Raw genomic sequence first — 16335 nt, 5'->3', positions numbered from 1 at the left:
GTGCGATGACGTCAGCAAGGATATCCACCTTAAAGACAGCGCCGGCTTCCGATACCAAACTGCTCGACGATCATCGCTTCCGTGCGCTGCTGCCGGACGAGGATTGGGGCCGACTGCCGGTCGCGATCTGGCGCCGCTTCTCGAAGCGGTTCGAGGACGGCAACACCGTCGTCTATGTCGGTGAGGTCGAGGAAGCCGCGAGCAGCCGCGCCGGCTGGTGGCTGGCGCAGGTTGCGCGGCTGATCGGCGGGCCGCTCCCGACCGGCAGCGAGACGCGCGTGCCGATGATCGTCACGGTCACCGAGGACGCCGCCAGCGGCGGCCAGATCTGGACCCGCATCTGCGCGCGGCGCGACGGCTTCCCGCAGGTGATTCATTCCGCCAAGCGTTTTGCCGGCCCGACCGGACTTGAGGAGTATGTCGGCTTCGGCCTCAGCATGGCGCTGACGATCGCGGTCGAGCACGAGGCGCTGGTGTTTCGTAGCGTCGGCTATTCGCTGCAGCTCGGTCCATTCCGGCTGTTGCTGCCCGAATGGCTCACCCCCGGCGATCTCACCGTGACCCATTCCGATCTCGGCTGCGGCGACTTCCGCTTCACCTTGGAGATCATCCACCCGCGTTTCGGCCGGCTGATCCGTCAGTCCGCCGTGTTCAGGGAGGCTTCGTTATGACGCCGTTACTGTGGATCCTGGTCGCCATCCAGATCGCGATGGGCGCGTTCGATACCTTCTATCACCACGAATTCACCGAGCGGCTCGCATGGCGTCCCTCGCAGCGCCATGAGCTGCAGCTGCACAGCGTGCGCAACATGCTTTATGCGCTGCTGTTCCTGGTGCTCGGCTGGCTCGAGGTCCACGGCATTCTTGCGATCGCCATCATGGCCGTGCTGGTCGTCGAGGTCGTGATCACGCTGATGGACTTCGTCGAGGAGGATTTGAGCCGGAAGCTGCCGCCGAGCGAGCGGATCAATCACACGCTGCTGGCGATCAATTACGGCGCGATCCTCGTGCTGCTGGTGCCCGTGCTGATCGGCTGGGCGATGCTGCCGGCTGCCGTCGCGCCGGCCTTTGCAGGGCTCCTGAGCCTGTTCGCGACGGCCGCGGCCTTTGGAGCTGCGCTGTTCGGCGCACGAGACTTTGCTGCGGCCACGCGCCTCGCACGGATGGCGAGCCGGCCGGCCGCGACGCTGGTCGAGAAATTGCCAGCGGGGCAGACCGTGCTGGTGACCGGCGCGACCGGCTTCATCGGCAGCCGCCTAGTCGCAAGCCTCACCGCGTCGGGCCATCAGGTAATCGCGCTGATCCGCAATCCGGCGAAGGCCGAGATGCTGCCGCCACCGGTGGCGTTGATCACGAGCCTCGATCAGTTGCCAGCCGAGACCAGGATCGACGCCATCGTCAATCTCGCGGGCGAGCCGATTGGCAACGGGCTTTGGACCGAGGCCAAGCGCCGCAGGATCATCGCCTCGCGGATCGACATGACGGCCGATGTCGTCAAGCTGATCGCGCGGCTCGAGCGCAAGCCGCAGATCTTGGTGAGCGGCTCCGCGATCGGCTGGTACGGGCTTTGGCAGGACCAGGTGCTCACGGAGTCGGCGAAGTCCCATGCCTGCTTCAGTCACGAGCTGTGCGAGGCCTGGGAGAATGCGGCGAAGCCCGCCGCCGACCACGGCGTGCGCGTGGCGTATTTGCGGATCGGCCTCGTGGTCGGTACCGATGGCGGCTTCATCACGCGGATGCTGACGCCGTTCGAATTCGGTCTCGGCGGGCCGCTCGGCTCCGGCAGGCAGTGGATGTCGTGGATCGAGCGCGACGATCTGGTGCGCCTGATCGCCCATGTGATCGCGAAGCCTGAGTTTTCGGGACCGGTCAACGCAACCGCGCCGATCCCGGTGACCAACACGAAATTCACCGAGGAGCTGGGACGTCGCCTGCACCGGCCCACGATCTTTCGCGTGCCGGCCGCGCTGCTCCGTGCCGTCGGCGGCGATTTCGCCAATGAGCTCTTGCTCGGCGGCCAGCGCGTGTTGCCAAACAAGGCGCTGAGCAACGGTTTCGTGTTCCGGCACGAGACGCTACGCAGCGCGTTCGACGCGATCTTGTAGAGGAGGGGCGTATGTCCAGCACGTGTTGTCGTTCAATCGGCGGCTGGCTCGCGGGCTGCGGCGCCGCGACCGCGGTTCTTTCCGGTGTCGTCCAGACCATTCTGATGATCACGTCGGGTGGCAACATAACGAGATTGCTGGGCGGCATCGTCGTGCTGCTGCTTCCGTCGGTCGTGGTCTTCGTCATCACCTGTCTGCTCACCGCAATTCCCGCGGCGTTGGTCGTCTGGCTCGCCGAGGAATTCCGAATCCGGGCTGCCGGCTTCTTCGCTTGCGCCGGCGCTGCGATCGGCGCGTTGAGCATCAGCGTGCTCGTTCGCTCGCCGGCCGTCTGGACTTCAGGGCTTGTTTGTCTGTTCATCGCGGCCGGATGTATCGCGGGCCTGACCTACTGGTTCGTCATGGGCGAACTGGCGGCCCGCGAGGACTCGATGTGACCCATGGTGTTGCTTGCACTATGTCGCGGCCGCCACGCTCCGAAACGTCGCAGCCAACGTCGGTAACGCCGCGAGCTTGGCGGGGGCGCTGACCTTCGAATGCAGCATTACCTTTGACGCACCGAGCCGCGGGAGCTTGTGGGTTGGTCCGATATCGATCAAACCCGGCGGCGCGATGCGGCGGACGAGGGGCGCGACGGCGAGACCCGCGAGCGCGGCTGATACCACCGCGGTGACGCCGCCGCCGACGAAGCTTTCGGTCCAGGCGATGCCGGCCTTGTCGAGTGCGCGGACGGCCAATGCGCGCACGCCGCACGGTGGCGCGAGCGTTGCCAGCGGCAAGGCATCGCCGCGCGGCCAGACGAAGCGCCTGGCGGCGAACCAGCCGAATTCATCCTCGGTCAGTTTCTCGCCGCCGCGCCGGCTGCCTTCCTGGCGCACGATGACGGCGTCGAGTTCGCCGGCATCATAGGCATCGAGCATCTTGCGCGAGAATCCGATGGTCACGGAGAGTGCAAGCTGCGAGGCCATCGCGTGCAACCGCTCCAGCAGCGGCACCAGCTCCGGGCCGGCGGCGTGATCGCTGATCCCGAGTGTGAGCTGCTGCCGCGCCGGCTTCTCGCCGGACAGTGCGCGATCATGCACCTCGATCAGCGCGCGGGCGTGCTGCAGGAAGGCGGCACCGTCGGCGGTCAGCCGCACCGCGCGCGGCGACCGCTCGACCAGCCGCTTGCCGAGCACGGTTTCGAGCCGCTGCAATTTCATGCTGATCGCCGCCTGCGTGGTGCCGAGCGCCTCGGCGGCGCGGGTGAAGCCCTGCAGCTCGGCGACGAGGAGGAAGGCCTGCACGGTATCGATGTCGAGCGTGACGGTCATGATCAATGATCGTTATCATTGCTATCCATATAGATAAGATACCAAGATGATACGCAAAGGTCTAGCTAGAGGAGGCGCGATTGACCCGCGCCAACCGAACTCAAGGAGACCGATCATGCCCCTCATCACAGTCACTTATGCAACCTCCCGCGAGAGGCCGTCGCTGAAGTCCGACATCGCGGGCGCCGTGTCGGAGCTGACCGCCGGGATTCTGCACAAGGACCCCAAGGTCACCGCAATTATCGTGAAGTCCGCAGATGCCGCCGACTGGTTCGCCGGCGGCAAGTCGCTCGCCGAGCAGGGGCTGGCAAGCTACTGGCTCGACGTCCATGTCAGCGAAGGCACCAACACCAAGGACGAGAAGGCGGCCTATCTCGCCGCGCTGTTCAAGCGGATGGGCGAGCTGCTCGGGCCGCTCCACACCGAGAGCTACGCGCATGTCGACGAAGTGAGGGGCGATGCCTACGGTTTCGGCGGCCTGACCCAGGAACGCCGCTACATCGCCGGCAAGCTCGAAGTCGCGCCGCAGAAGGCGGCGTGAACGTTACAGCGTCGCTTCCGGCAGGCGCGCCGCGGTGTCGCCGAACACCTCGATAAATGCCTGCCGGAGCGCGACATCGACATCGGCCATCGTGACCGGCAGCCCGAGATCGATCAGGGAGGTGACGCCATAGCGCGGATCGACCACGCCGCAGGGGACGATCGCCTGGAAGTGGGAGAGGTCGGGCTCGACATTAATCGCGATGCCGTGGAACGAGACCCAGCGGCGCAGCCGCACCCCGATCGCGGCGATCTTGTCCTCATGGCCCGGCCCCTTGTCCGGGCGCTTCACCCAGACGCCGACGCGGTCTTCGCGGCGCTCACCGCGGACGTTGAAGGCGGCGAGGGTGCGGATGATCCATTCTTCCAGTGAGGCGACATAGGCACGCACATCCGGCCGCCGCCGCTTGAGGTCGAGCATCACGTAAGCCACGCGCTGGCCCGGGCCGTGATAGGTGACCTGGCCGCCGCGGCCGCTCTGGAAGGTCGGAAAGCGTGGATCGAGCAGGTCGTCCGCCTTGCCGCTGGTGCCGGAAGTGTAGAGCGGCGGGTGCTCCAGCAGCCACACCAGCTCCGCTGCCTCGCCTGTGGCGATCGCGGCAACCCGTGCGTCCATCGCAGCGAGAGAATCGGGGTAGGGCACCGGACGATCCGAGATCCGCCATTCGACGGCTTCGCCGCCCGCAGGGCGCGCAAAGGTCGTCAAATCGAGGCTTTGGCGGTCGTTAACCATTAGCTAACCCTAACGTGGTCAGTTGAACCAACAATTTAGTTCCCGTTCGGCGGTTCAGAAGTGCCCACCCTCGATAAAGTCAGCGTTGATCTCATGGTGGTCCTTGGCACCACCACGATGCCGATTCACCAGGTGATGCGGCTCTCCCGCGGCGCCATCATCGAACTGGATGCCACCGAGGCCGACGAGGTCAAGATCCTCGCCAACAACCTGCCGGTGGCCAGCGGCGTGGTCCTGGTCGACCGCAACCGGATTGCGGTCGAGGTCAAGCAAATGCTGCCGAAATCTCCCGGGGTTCGCAGTTAATTCAAGCATCAAGCGGCTTGTCCCTGCATCCGTGATTTGTTACATGGCCCCGTCGATGCGGCGGCGCCTTAGGGTTCCATCCGACATCCTTAGCGCTCGTGGCGGAATTGGTAGACGCGCTGCCTTGAGGTGGCAGTGGGTAACACCGTGGGGGTTCGAGTCCCTCCGAGCGCACCACCCTCAGCTGATCCTTGAAATCGCTGGATTTTTCGATGCAGGGCCGGTCGCCGGCGGTGCCGGTCCTATACTCGCCGGGCAGCTCCCGGCGAGGGCCGGCTGCGGCGCTGAGGTGCCGCTCGATGCGCTCCTGTAACACCGGTCAGATAGATTCGCGGTTGCGTGGCCTGCCGGTTCGGCGCCGCCGATCGGAGGGGCAGCCGCTTTTCCTCAGCGCGCCGCCGCAAGCCTGCCCCACCCGGAGCTCCCGATGATCTTTGCTAGCTACGCCTACCGTGCCGTCTCCAATTTCGTGTTCCTGGGGCTGGTCTATTTCACGCTGAACCTGCTGGAAAAATACGAGCAGCGCGCGACGGTCGCGATCCTGGTCCTGGTCTATGCGGTGATGCATGCGCTTTCCGGTCTGCGCTCGTTCTATTTCTTTCAGCGCATCGAGCGCCTCGAAGGCGAGACGCGGCGGCTGGCCGCAGCGGCCGGCGAGGGGCCCAATGCGAGCGCCTCGCGCAAGCAAATCGTCGCCGATGTCACCGAGCTCAGGCATGCCGGCGAGATCAAGTCCTACATCGACATCTTCTTCCTGGCGCTGGTGATTCTGCTCTGCGTCGCCAAGATCGTCGCCAGCTAGGATCGCGCGCTAGTCCTGCACGCGCTTGCCGGCCGCCGAGGCTTCGGCGCGCGGGGTGCGCTTGGCGACGTGAACCGATGCGTTGCTTGCAGCCGGCGGCGCGACGTGCATGAGCCCGCCGCGGCCTTTGCCATGAGCTGCCGCAGGGATCTGATGCGCGGCTTGCTTCGGATGCCTCGCCTGCCGCGCCGAGATCGCCTGTGCGCGCGGTGTGCCGGCGGCTGGAGCAGCCGCGCGCTGCGCGAGGCGTCGATTCGTCGCCGAGCGCGCCGCGAGCAGGGTCAGGTCCAGCGCTTCGGGAACGCGAAACACGTCGGCAGCCGGGATCGGCAATGTCGAGACCGGCGCGAGCTGCGCGACCTGCGGCTGCGGCCATGCCGTGCGGACCGGCACGCCGATCCGGGCGCGCTGGGCATGGTCGAGGATGTCGGCGTCACGCCAATCCAGATCGGCAAAGACAGGTGCCGGCAGCATCCGCGTCGCGGTGAAGACGAAGTTGGGGATTCTCGGCCAGCGCGTGGTCGCCACCGTCTCGGTCGGCGGATGCATGAACCATTGCTGTGGCTCAGTTGGCGTCGCCGGACGGTCAGGTGTCGCCGGCACGACGTGGACGATGCGGTAGCCGCGCTCTTTCAGCGTGTTGAGGATGCGCGGCAGCGCCGCCACCGTGCGCGGCTGGATGTCGTGCAGCAGCAGGATGCCCTTGTGCTTGGCTTCGATGCGCTGGATCGCGAGGTCGTAGACCCGCTGCGGCGAGATGTGGCGCCAGTCGTCGGCCGGGAAGTCGGCGCTCCAGACCTGGATGCCCTGCGACGCCAGATAGGCTTCCGGGATCTCGGCGCGCATCAGGCCGGGAATCCGGAAGAACGGCGCGAGCTTGCTCTTGTCACCGTTGAGCGCGGCGAGCGTCGAGGCGATGCCGTCGTCGACCTCCTGCTTCACCCGCTCGAGCGGCATCTTGTTCATCGTCAGCGGATGGTTCTGGCTGTGCGTGCCGACGGTATGGCCAGCCGCGATCAGCTTGCGCACGCCCTCCGGATTGAACCGGGCCTGGGAGCCGATCGTGAAGAAGGTCGCCTTGACGCACTGGCTGGCGAGGATCGCCAGCACCTGGTTGCTGTATTTCGGCAGCGGCCCGTCGTCGAAGGTCAGCACCACCTCGTGATCGGCGAGCGGCAGCGTCTCCGGATACTGCATGGTGCCGATCCGCGGATGCTCCTTGGGATCGACGACGATGGTCCGCGATGTGCCGAGCGCGTTGGGGTTACCTGGGCAGTCCACAGCAAGGGCGGCCTGCGGCGTCATGAAGCAGCAGCCCAGCAGTGCCGCGCCGATCACGGTCCGCGACCGCTTCCGGATCATCACCAGGACGTTTGCAATCATCGAATCTCGGCCGCATTCCAAACGCACTGACGAATCCTTAAGGGCGGCCCCATGAATGCCGCCTTAACGGTCTGTAATCCAGCTTGGGTGCCGGGTTCAACGTGTCCGGTCAGACACGGTCTTCATCGCCGTCGGGACGATGTGGACGATGTGATAATTATGCTCCTGCAGGTACCTTAGAAAGGCCGGAAGCATCTCGGCGGTCCGCATTTGCGGGTCATGCAGCAGGATAATTCCCTTGCGGTGGCCTTCGAGCCGCCCGGTGAGCAGCTTGAGTTCCTCCTCGGGGGTCATCTTGTTCCAATCGCTGGCCCAGAAATCGGCTCCGAACACCGCGATACCGCGCTTTTCCAGGCGCCCGAGCAGCGCAGGTGTCGACTCGAAATAGGGGAACCGGAAGAACGGCGTGCTCGGGACCGTGCTGGCGGTGCCGCGCAGGGCCATCTGGACCGCTTCGATCCCTCGGTTGATGTTCGCCTCGGCCTGATCGAGAGGCATCTTGTTGAGATGCGGATGGTCCCAGGTGTGGTAGCCGATGGTGTGGCCGAGGCGGGCGATCTTGCGCACCATGTCGGGGTGATCAGCCGCGTTGCGGCCGACCATGAAGAAGGTGGCCTGCACGCATTCGGCGGCCAGCGCCGTCAGCACCTTGTCGGTCACACCGGGCGTCGGTCCGTCGTCGAAGGTCAGCACGACCTCGCCATCCCTGAGCGGCAGGGTCTGCGGGAAGCTCTTCAGCCCGACGCGCGGATAGGTCGCAGGATCGACCTCGAGCACACGCGAGGTGCCGAGCGCATCCTTACGAAGGCATTCGGCGGCGTGCGCCGTGCCGAGCAGCGCACAAGGCGCGAGTGCGAGCAACGTCGCGATGACGTTCAGGATCGGTCGTGGTGCGCTCGACATATTTCTCATTGCACTGGCCCCCGCCGATTAGGTAATCCGGTCCGCATCAATCAAGCAGTTTTTCACCTCCTGTCAAACCGGCGAAACACGGCATGGCCGAGAATATCGACGTTGCCGAACCCGCCGAGGCCGACCCGCTCGCCCGGATGCCGATGCGGGACGAGGAGGGCCAGCTCCGCCCGGAATTCGTCGAGGAGATCACCCGGGCGATCCATGCCGCCGACCGACCGCTGCTGTGCGAGGTCGTGGCGGAACTGCACGAGGCGGACCTCGGCGACCTGATCGCGGCGCTGGAGCCGGACGACCGCGTCACCCTGGTCGAGATCACGGGCACCGATTTCGACTTCTCGGCGCTCAACGAGGTCGACGAGACGGTCCGCGAGGAAATCCTTGAGGAACTCGAGCCGGAGACGGTCGCGGAGGGCGTCCGCGAGCTCGAATCCGACGACGCCGTCGAGCTCCTGGAAAGCCTCGACGAGGAGGACCAGGAAGAGATCCTGGAAAAGCTGCCGGCGGCCGAGCGCGAGGACATCGAGCGCAGCCTGCTGTATCCGGAGAATTCCGCCGGCCGGCGGATGCAGACCGAGTTCATCGCAGTGCCGCCGGACTGGAAGGTCGGGCAGGCGATCGACTACATGCGCGATACGCCCGATCTGCCCGATCGATTTTACGAGATCTATGTGGTCGATGCCGACAAGCATCTGCTGGGCGCGGTGCCGCTCGACGTGCTGCTGCGCACGCGGCGCCCGGTTCCGATTGCGGACCTGATCGACGAGGACCGTCGCCGGGTCTCCGCGCTGGAGGACCAGGAAGAAGTCGCGCGGATCTTCGGCAAGTACAATCTGGTCGCAGCGCCCGTGGTCGACACCATTGACCGGCTGGTCGGCGTGATCACCATCGACGACGTCGTCGACGTGATCGAGGAGGAGGCCGACGAGGACCTCAAGGCGCTTGGCGGCGTCACCCATCCCGAAGAGCTGTCCGACACGGTCTGGACCATCGCCCGCGGCCGCTTCAACTGGCTGCTGGTCAATCTCGCCACCGCGTTTCTGGCCTCGTCGGTGCTCGGCCTGTTCGAAGGCCAGCTCGAGAAGATGGTGGCGCTCGCGGTGCTGGCGCCGATCGTGGCGAGCCAGGGCGGCAATGCCGCGACCCAGACCATGACGGTCGCGGTGCGCGCGCTCGCCACCCGCGAGCTCGGTGCGTTCAACGCCATGCGCGTGGTGCTGCGCGAGACCATGGTCGGTCTCGTCAACGGCATCGCCTTTGCGGTGATCACCGGCATCGCCGCGGTGGCCTGGTTCAAGATCCCGGGCCTTGGCGTCGTGATCGGGCTTGCGATCATCTGCAACCTGGTTGCCGGCGCGCTCGGCGGCATCCTGATTCCGATGGTGCTGGAACGGGTGCGCGCCGATCCTGCGGTCGCCTCCGGCACCTTCGTCACGACCGTCACCGACGTGGTCGGCTTCTTCTCGTTTCTCGGCATCGCCACGTTGTGGTTCGGGCTGAAATAGGCCGGCGCCCGAGGGCCGGTTTATCGTTAATCGCGCCTTAACGGGGTTGGCGGATGATGCTCCTATCTCCAAAGGGGCCATCACGGGGGCCATCATGCAGCGGTTGCGGCTCAAGGCGGACGGACGGATCGTCGAATTGCGCGACGGGCAGGAAATCCCGCTCGTGCCCGCACACCCGGCCGAGGTGGCGATGCACCCTGCGGTCGCGCGACCCGCGGTGCGGGATCTGCGCCGCCGCGCCCAGCTCACCCAGCTCGAATTCGCCGCCAAGCTCGGCGTACCCGTGGAAACCATCCGCAACTGGGAGCAGGGCAAGCGCGCGCCGCGGGGACCCGCTCGCGCGCTGCTCGCCGTGATCGCGCATTCGCCGGAAACCGTGTTCGCCGCTCTGTCGAGCGAGCCGACCGCCGCTTGAGCGGGTAGGGCGTTCTTCGCCATCATTGTCAGCGAATAGATCGCGCCAACGCGCCACATTCGCCGCCGTCGTCCTGGCGAAAGCCAGGATCGATAACCATGCAGGGGACAGCGGCCCCAGTGATCGGCGTTCAGCCGCAGCAAGGCTGCTTGGCCTTTGGAGCGCAGCAGGATTGCTGTTCCTGCAGCCACCGGTCGCGGGGCTTGCAGCTCGACGGACGCGCCGAGAGATAGACGCGGATCGCGGTGTCGCCGACGTCCATGCGCTCCGCGCGATAGATTTGCATCGGCCGCACGCCGTCGCTCACCTCAAAGGTCAGCTTGGCCTGCGGATCGAAGCCGACCGCTTCGTCGACCTTGCGGATGATTGCGAGGAACTTGCCGGCCGGCATGTGGCCGCGGTTTTCCTCCTCGATGTCCCAGAGTTGAATGAAGGTCTCGCTCCAGCTCTCGGGGTTCGCGCCGCAATCGAGTCCTCTGAACGAACCGGTCTTGACCTCGGTCACGTGGTAGCTGGGGCGGACGTCCCGGCCGTCGTAGGTGAAGATCAGCGGCTTTTCCTTGTGCGCCTCGAGGCCGGAAAGCAGCGCTTCGGATGAGAGCTCTTCCACCGGAAGCAGGGCGCCGACGATCGATCGGGTATTGGCAAGCGTGTTCACGGCTGCTATCCTCATTTCAATGATTATTGAATTGTAGGATTATCGAAAGATGGACGAGCGTCAAGCCCGAACCGCCTTCGCCGCGCTGTCGCAGGAAACGCGGCTGCGGATCGTGCGGTTGCTGGTGCAGGCGGGTCCCGACGGAATGGCGGCAGGGGCGATCGCCGAGGCGGTCGCAGCGTCGCCGTCCAACGTGTCCTTTCATCTGAAGGACCTCGAGCATGCCGGCTTGATCGCGCCGCGCCGCGAGGCGCGTTCGATCATCTATTCGGCGGATTTCACCGGCTTGAGCGATCTCATCGCCTTCCTGATGAAGGATTGCTGCGCCGGCCACCCGGAAATCTGCGCTCCGGCGCTCGCCGATGCCCAGTGCCGGCCCTCCACGGCCAAGAAGAAGGCGCGGGCCTGATGAGGGAGTTCGACCTGCCACGACGCCTTGCGGCCGAGGGCCTTGGTACGTTGCTGCTGGTCGCGACCGTCGTCGGTTCCGGCATCATGGCCGAGACCCTGACCAAGGACGTCGCATTGGCGCTGCTCGGCAACACGCTTCCGACCGGCGCCATTCTGGTGGTGCTGATCACGATCCTTGGGCCGGTATCCGGTGCGCACTTCAATCCGGCGGTCACGCTGGTGTTCACGCTCAAGGGCGAGCTTCGTCCGCCGCACGCCGCGCAGTACATCGCGGCACAAGTGCTCGGGGGAATCCTGGGCGCAATCATCGCACATGCCATGTTCGGCCTGCCCCTCCTGGAGTTCTCCGCAAAGGCAAGGACGGGATTTCCGCAGTGGTTTGCGGAATTCGTTGCAGCGTTCGGACTGGTCGCAACGATCATCGGTGGCCTCCGGTTTCGCGAGGCCGCGATTCCATGGCTGGTCGGGCTCTATATCACTGCCGCATACTGGTTCACCGCATCAACATCCTTCGCCAATCCGGCGGTCGCGATCGCGCGATCATTCACCGACACGTTTTCCGGCATCCGCGCGCAGGACCTGCCGGGCTTCATCGTCGCCGAAGTTTTGGGAGCGATCGTCGCGCTCGCATTCATGACGTGGCTCCTGCGGGGCGCGGAACCGACAAAGGAAGCAATCCGATGACGATCACGATCTATCACAATCCCAATTGCGGGACCTCGCGTAACACCCTGGCGATGATCCGACAGAGCGGGGAGGAGCCCGAGATCGTCGAATATCTCAAGAATCCTCCCTCGCGCGACAAGCTTGTCTCGCTGATCGCTGCCATGGGCATGACACCGCGTGCGCTGCTCCGCGAGAAGGGCACGCCCTTTGCGGCGCTCGATCTCGGCGATCCGAAATGGAGCGACGACGAGCTGATCGATTTCATGATGGCGCATCCGATCCTGATCAACCGGCCGATCGTGGTCTCGCCGAAGGGCGCGAAACTGTGCCGGCCGTCCGAAGCTGTCCTTGACCTTCTCGCCACCGATATCGGCCAATTCGCCAAGGAAGACGGCGAAGTGGTGTCGCCCAAGACGCCGGGTGCTCGCGCCGGATGAGCCGCCGCGCCGATAACCTGCTGATCGTCGCGCTCGGCACCACGCAAACCCTTGCCTGGGCGTCGAGCTACTATCTGCCCGCCATTCTCGCGGACCCGATCGCGCGAGATCTCGGCATATCGACGAACTGGCTGTTCGCCGCGTTTTCGATGGCGCTGGTGATTTCCGGATTGCTCGGTCCGCGCGTCGGCCGCCAGATCGACCGCATGGGCGGGCGCGAAGTGCTCTGCGCGTCCAACCTTATTCTGGCGTCCGGGCTGATCCTGCTTGGGCTCGCGCAGGGCGGTGTGCTGATGGCAGTGAGCTGGCTACTGCTCGGCGTCGGCATGGGCCTTGGTCTGTACGATGCGGCCTTCGCTGCGCTCGGGCGCATCTATGGCGACACCGCGCGCCGCTCCATCACCGGCATCACCTTGATCGCAGGGTTTGCCAGCACGATCGGCTGGCCGCTCAGCGCGTGGGGCCTCTCAACCATCGGCTGGCGCTGGACCTGCTTCGGCTGGGCGGCTGCACATATTCTGATTTGCTTGCCGCTCAATGGCCTCCTGATCCCCAGGCTGAAGCGAGAACACCGGATCACGGCCGATGCAGCCAACCCGAATATCCCGATCGACCGTGCGATGGTGTTGCTTGCCTTTGCATTCGCGGCGGCCTGGAGCGTCACGTCGGCGATGGCCGTGCATTTGCCCCGCATTCTGGAATCACTCGGCGCGACGCAGGCGCAGGCGATCGCGGCGGGCGCATTGATCGGCCCGGCGCAGGTGGCGGCGCGGATTGTCGAAGCGAGCCTGCTCAAGCGCTTCCACCCGCTGTGGTCGGCGAGATTGGCCTGCATCACGCATCCGCTGGGTGCGTGCGTCATCGGCCTGTTTGGCGGTGGCTTCGCGGGAGTCTTCGCTCTGTTGCACGGTGCCGGAAATGGAATCCTGACGATTGCGCGCGGCACGCTGCCGCTGGCGATCTTCGGTCCGAAGGACTACGGCTACCGCCTGGGGCTGCTCGGCGCACCGTCGCGGCTGTCCCAGGCCATCGCACCGCTGGTTTTCGGCTTCCTGATCTCGCCGCTCGGCGGCTACACGCTGGCAGTCACATCGGCACTCAGCGTGGCCGCGCTTCTGGCGCTGTTCGCACTCAAGGCCGAGCCGAAGACCCCATCATAGATCTCCACCATGCGACCGCGGCGGCGCGAGCGAGCTTCCGGCACAGCGTCATGGGGCTTGCCAGGATAGCCATTTAGCCGTTTTAATCGAGGGATTGCAGCACGTTATTTTTTGAACCGTGGATTTCCAATGAACGCCATCGAGCAGATCATTGCCGGCTATGTATCGTTGAAGAACCGTCAAGCGCTGCAGGACCTCAGGGACCACCGCCAACGGCTGTTGGACGGTGTTCAAGCACACAGCGTCCCAGGCTTCAGGCCATCGGTCGTGAATGACACGCTCCGCGAGGAGATCGAGCTCATCGAGGCCGCCTTGGCTCGCTTCGACGAGGACGCATAGTTTGCGACCGCGGCGCAAGCCCGGCCGATCATCGCTATTCTGGGATTGCGACAGACGACTCCTTGGGAGGTGCTCATGATCGATCAGAGAACTGCCCCTTATGCTGCCTTGCTGTTGCGCGTGACGATTGCGGGGCTGTTCATCGCGCATCTCTACGGCAAGTGCGTGCTCAAGCCGATCAGCCTGTGGTGGAACGGCCTTGCCAAGCTCGGTTATCCCGAATGGGTTCTTGGCTATGCCTTGAGCGCCGAATTCGGGGCGGCGGTTCTGCTGCTGCTTGGCATCTATACGCGCTGGATCAGCATCTACGCGATCCCGATGATGCTTGGCGCAACCCAGTTCTGGATGCAGCGGAAGGGCTATTGGTTCACGGAAGCGGGTTGGGAGCTGCCGTTCGTCTGGGCGATCATGCTGGCCGTCCAGGCGTTGCTCGGCGATGGCGCGTTTGCAGTGAAGGTTCCAAGGCTGCCTTGGCAGCGCCGGCTTCAAGCAACCGCGGCCTGACGGTCGCAATTGGATTGGCGCATGCGTGCGGCGCGCGAGCGCTTCACCTGCTGCGGCCGCTGCCCTTCATCCGCCGAACCGTATCGATGAACGCCTTGATGATCGGGGAGTGGCTGCGCCCGCTGTGATGGGCGATGCTGTACTGGGTCTTGATGGTGCGGTCGCTGATTTCGAGCGCGCGCAGGTTCGGATGCGGCACGAATTCGAAGTCGGCGACGACGCTGATGCCGAGCCCGCGCTCAACCGCCTTCCAGACGCCTTCGCGGCTTTCGATCTCGAATACCGGCTCGATGCTGATGCCCTCGGCCTGAATCGTCGCCTCGAAGGCGCGCCGGGTGGTCGAGCCGCGTTCGCGCAACACGATCGGCTGGTCGGCAAGTTCGCGCAGCCTGACCGACTTGCGCTTGAACCAGGGGTGATCGCGATTGACGAACACGATCACGCGGTGGGTGCGGTACGGGATCATGGTGACGCGCGGGTCTTCGGGCACCTCGGCCAGGATCGCGACGTCGGCCTCGAAGTCGACGATGTGGCGGAAGGTGCGCTCGGAATTGCCGAGCAGGGTCGAGATCTGCACCTCCGGGTGATCGCGCTTGAAGGCGGCGATGATCTCGGTGGCATGGAACGGCCCGACGGTCGCGACCCTGAGATGGCCCTTGGTCGCCTTGCCGTGCGCGGCCAACAGGTCGTGGGCCTCATCGCAGAACGTCATGATGCCGCGGGTGATCTCGAACAGCGCGGCTCCGGCCTCGGTGAGCTCGGTATGCCTGGGCTTCCGGATCAGAAGCTCGACGCCGTAGGTCTCCTCCAACTCCTTGACCTGGATGGTCAGCGTCGGCTGCCCGACATGGAGCACACGCGAGGCCGCGGTGAAGCCGCCATGGGCCGCGACCGCATGGAAGGCGCGCAGCTGGCTGAACACTATTGACATAATCAATAGAACGCATCCGTAGAATGAATTTGTCAATAGCAGCCGGTGCCGTAGCTTCGCGCCAAATGGAGGACGCGCGGATGGACTGGACTTATTCCAACCCGGTAAGGATCGAATTCGGGGCCGGCAGCTTCGACAAGCTGCCGGCGCTGATCGGCAAGCGCGCCTACGCACTCGTCACCTATGGCGAGCCGTTCTTCGACGAACTCGAGCGCCGACTGCGCGCCGCGGCGGGGCCTTCGATCCTGACCATCCGCGACGTCGCGCCCAATCCGGACTACCGGCTGCTCACGGCACAGACCGCGCGCTTTGCCGGGCTTGCGAAACAGCCGGAAGTGATCGTCGCGCTCGGCGGCGGCTCGGTGATCGACTCCGCAAAAGTGTTCGCTGCCGCCGGCGGCGACTTCGCGACCGTGAAGACCTATCTGGAGACGCAACAGGGCGCCGAACGGCTTGCGGCGATCCCGATCATCGCGGTGCCGACCACCGCGGGCACCGGCAGCGAGGTGACGTGCTGGGGCACGGTGTGGGACGAGGCCAACGGCAAGAAATACTCGCTGGCGCGTCCCTCGCTCTATCCGACCCATGCGGTGATCGATCCGCGCCTGATGCTCGGCAAGCCGCAGCTTCTCACCATCAGCACCGGGCTCGACGCGCTGTCGCATGCGCTGGAGAGCATCTGGAACGTCAACAACAATCCGGTGTCGGCCAACCACGCTGTGGCGGCGGCGCGCGGTGTCCTCGACGTGCTGCCGAAGCTCGCCAACGATCTCGGCAATCTCGAGCTGCGCAGCCGCATGGCGCAGGCGGCACTGTTTGCAGGGCTGGCGTTCTCCAACACCAAGACCGCGATTGCGCATTCGCTGTCCTATCCCATCACGCTGCGCCACGGCGTGCAGCACGGCATCGCCTGCTCGTTCTCGCTGCCGATGGTGCTGCGCAGCGTGAAGGGGGCGGGCGGCCTTTGCGAGGACAGCCTCAGGCAGATCTTCGGCACCGACCTGGCGCGCGCCGCGGACGATCTCGAGGACTTCATGGCGCGGCTCGGCATCTCCTGCAATCCGGCCGCCTACAGGATCGAGCGTGCGGAATGGCACGCGCTGATCGCGGACTCGCTCGAAGGAGAGCGCGGCCGCAACTTCCTGGGATCGAAGGAGCGGTTGATCGAGGCAGCGCACACCCAGCGCATGCCGAGCGCCGTGAGCGCGTGACGACG

The 16335-nt window shown here is 65.3% G+C and carries 21 protein-coding genes and 1 tRNA gene; 16 read left to right on the top strand and 6 right to left on the bottom strand.

All coding sequences use genetic code 11. The annotated features are described in order from the left end of the window. Positions 1-5 precede the first annotated feature (5 nt). From CK489_RS31300 to CK489_RS31290, 3 genes are read left to right on the top strand one after another with little or no spacing between them, the layout of a single operon-like run. Positions 6-671, top strand: coding sequence for a DUF4166 domain-containing protein (locus CK489_RS31300; RefSeq protein ID WP_095735031.1), 666 nt, complete (start codon positions 6-8; stop codon positions 669-671). Then, positions 668-2104: a TIGR01777 family oxidoreductase gene (locus tag CK489_RS31295; RefSeq protein ID WP_095735030.1), complete on the top strand. Its 1437-nt coding sequence runs from the start codon at positions 668-670 to the stop codon at positions 2102-2104. The genes CK489_RS31300 and CK489_RS31295 overlap by 4 nt, the downstream gene beginning before the upstream one ends. Before the next feature lie 11 nt (positions 2105-2115). Beyond that, complete coding sequence (locus CK489_RS31290; protein ID WP_095735029.1) at positions 2116-2541, top strand: hypothetical protein; 426 nt, start codon at positions 2116-2118, stop codon at positions 2539-2541. 18 nt (positions 2542-2559) lie between these two features. On the opposite strand, the gene CK489_RS31285 is transcribed toward CK489_RS31290, so the two are convergent. After that, positions 2560-3417 carry a LysR family transcriptional regulator gene (locus CK489_RS31285; RefSeq protein WP_095735028.1) on the bottom strand — a complete coding sequence of 286 codons (858 nt, stop codon included), beginning with the start codon at positions 3415-3417 and terminating at the stop codon, positions 2560-2562. A 115-nt stretch (positions 3418-3532) separates the two neighbouring features. On the opposite strand from CK489_RS31285, the gene CK489_RS31280 reads away from it, so the two are divergent. Further along, entirely contained in the window at positions 3533-3958 is a 426-nt protein-coding gene (locus CK489_RS31280; RefSeq protein ID WP_050630843.1) for a tautomerase family protein, read from the top strand. 3 nt (positions 3959-3961) lie between these two features. Here CK489_RS31280 and lipB read toward each other — a convergent pair whose 3' ends face one another. Beyond that, positions 3962-4690 carry a lipoyl(octanoyl) transferase LipB gene (gene lipB, locus CK489_RS31275; protein WP_095735027.1) on the bottom strand — a complete coding sequence of 243 codons (729 nt, stop codon included), beginning with the start codon at positions 4688-4690 and terminating at the stop codon, positions 3962-3964. 60 nt (positions 4691-4750) lie between these two features. Between lipB and CK489_RS31270 the strand changes: the two genes are divergently transcribed. From CK489_RS31270 to CK489_RS31260, 3 genes are all read left to right on the top strand, one after another. Then, a complete protein-coding gene (locus CK489_RS31270; RefSeq protein ID WP_021080574.1) occupies positions 4751-4996 on the top strand; it encodes a FliM/FliN family flagellar motor switch protein in 246 nt (81 codons plus the stop codon). A gap of 92 nt (positions 4997-5088) precedes the next feature. Continuing rightward, a tRNA-Leu gene (locus CK489_RS31265) sits at positions 5089-5173 on the top strand. Positions 5174-5423: 250 nt separating this feature from the next. Further along, entirely contained in the window at positions 5424-5798 is a 375-nt protein-coding gene (locus tag CK489_RS31260) for a hypothetical protein (protein ID WP_095735026.1), read from the top strand. 9 nt (positions 5799-5807) lie between these two features. Here CK489_RS31260 and CK489_RS31255 read toward each other — a convergent pair whose 3' ends face one another. Further along, complete coding sequence (locus CK489_RS31255; protein WP_095735025.1) at positions 5808-7181, bottom strand: polysaccharide deacetylase family protein; 1374 nt, start codon at positions 7179-7181, stop codon at positions 5808-5810. A 96-nt stretch (positions 7182-7277) separates the two neighbouring features. Continuing rightward, positions 7278-8093 (bottom strand): polysaccharide deacetylase family protein, encoded by an 816-nt coding sequence (locus CK489_RS31250; RefSeq protein WP_095735024.1) that lies wholly within the window; start codon positions 8091-8093, stop codon positions 7278-7280. Positions 8094-8176: 83 nt separating this feature from the next. Here CK489_RS31250 and mgtE point away from each other — a divergent pair, with 83 nt between their 5' ends. After that, positions 8177-9598 carry a magnesium transporter gene (mgtE, locus tag CK489_RS31245; RefSeq protein ID WP_095735023.1) on the top strand — a complete coding sequence of 474 codons (1422 nt, stop codon included), beginning with the start codon at positions 8177-8179 and terminating at the stop codon, positions 9596-9598. Positions 9599-9692: 94 nt separating this feature from the next. After that, a complete protein-coding gene (locus CK489_RS31240; protein WP_050630847.1) occupies positions 9693-10013 on the top strand; it encodes a helix-turn-helix domain-containing protein in 321 nt (106 codons plus the stop codon). Between the two features lie 130 nt (positions 10014-10143). Here the strand turns inward: CK489_RS31240 and CK489_RS31235 are convergent, their stop codons facing one another. Then, positions 10144-10671 carry a DUF6428 family protein gene (locus CK489_RS31235; RefSeq protein WP_502694154.1) on the bottom strand — a complete coding sequence of 176 codons (528 nt, stop codon included), beginning with the start codon at positions 10669-10671 and terminating at the stop codon, positions 10144-10146. 49 nt (positions 10672-10720) lie between these two features. Between CK489_RS31235 and CK489_RS31230 the strand changes: the two genes are divergently transcribed. The 6 genes from CK489_RS31230 to CK489_RS31205 all read left to right on the top strand — a co-directional run bounded on the left by CK489_RS31230 (position 10721) and on the right by CK489_RS31205 (position 14188). Continuing rightward, a complete protein-coding gene (locus CK489_RS31230) occupies positions 10721-11080 on the top strand; it encodes an ArsR/SmtB family transcription factor (protein WP_095735022.1) in 360 nt (119 codons plus the stop codon). Continuing rightward, a complete protein-coding gene (locus tag CK489_RS31225; protein WP_095735199.1) occupies positions 11080-11766 on the top strand; it encodes an aquaporin in 687 nt (228 codons plus the stop codon). The genes CK489_RS31230 and CK489_RS31225 overlap by 1 nt, the downstream gene beginning before the upstream one ends. After that, positions 11763-12185, top strand: coding sequence for an arsenate reductase (glutaredoxin) (gene arsC, locus CK489_RS31220; protein ID WP_095735021.1), 423 nt, complete (start codon positions 11763-11765; stop codon positions 12183-12185). The genes CK489_RS31225 and arsC overlap by 4 nt, the downstream gene beginning before the upstream one ends. Continuing rightward, on the top strand, positions 12182-13345 hold the full coding sequence (locus tag CK489_RS31215) for an MFS transporter (RefSeq protein ID WP_095735020.1): 1164 nt from the start codon (positions 12182-12184) through the stop codon (positions 13343-13345). The genes arsC and CK489_RS31215 overlap by 4 nt, the downstream gene beginning before the upstream one ends. A 129-nt stretch (positions 13346-13474) precedes the next feature. Then, entirely contained in the window at positions 13475-13684 is a 210-nt protein-coding gene (locus tag CK489_RS31210; RefSeq protein WP_050630852.1) for a hypothetical protein, read from the top strand. 75 nt (positions 13685-13759) lie between these two features. Next, positions 13760-14188 (top strand): DoxX family protein, encoded by a 429-nt coding sequence (locus tag CK489_RS31205; protein WP_095735019.1) that lies wholly within the window; start codon positions 13760-13762, stop codon positions 14186-14188. Positions 14189-14231: 43 nt separating this feature from the next. Here CK489_RS31205 and CK489_RS31200 read toward each other — a convergent pair whose 3' ends face one another. Beyond that, a complete protein-coding gene (locus CK489_RS31200) occupies positions 14232-15119 on the bottom strand; it encodes a LysR substrate-binding domain-containing protein (RefSeq protein WP_095735018.1) in 888 nt (295 codons plus the stop codon). An 80-nt stretch (positions 15120-15199) separates the two neighbouring features. Between CK489_RS31200 and psrA the strand changes: the two genes are divergently transcribed. Continuing rightward, a complete protein-coding gene (psrA, locus tag CK489_RS31195; RefSeq protein ID WP_095735198.1) occupies positions 15200-16330 on the top strand; it encodes an iron-containing alcohol dehydrogenase PsrA in 1131 nt (376 codons plus the stop codon). Positions 16331-16335: the final 5 nt, after the last annotated feature.

Source organism: Bradyrhizobium sp. UFLA03-84, assembly GCF_002289535.1.
In the GTDB taxonomy this organism is placed as follows: domain Bacteria; phylum Pseudomonadota; class Alphaproteobacteria; order Rhizobiales; family Xanthobacteraceae; genus Bradyrhizobium; species Bradyrhizobium viridifuturi.
Note: the sequence above shows the minus strand (reverse complement) of the source record. Positions and strands in the feature narration are given on the sequence as shown.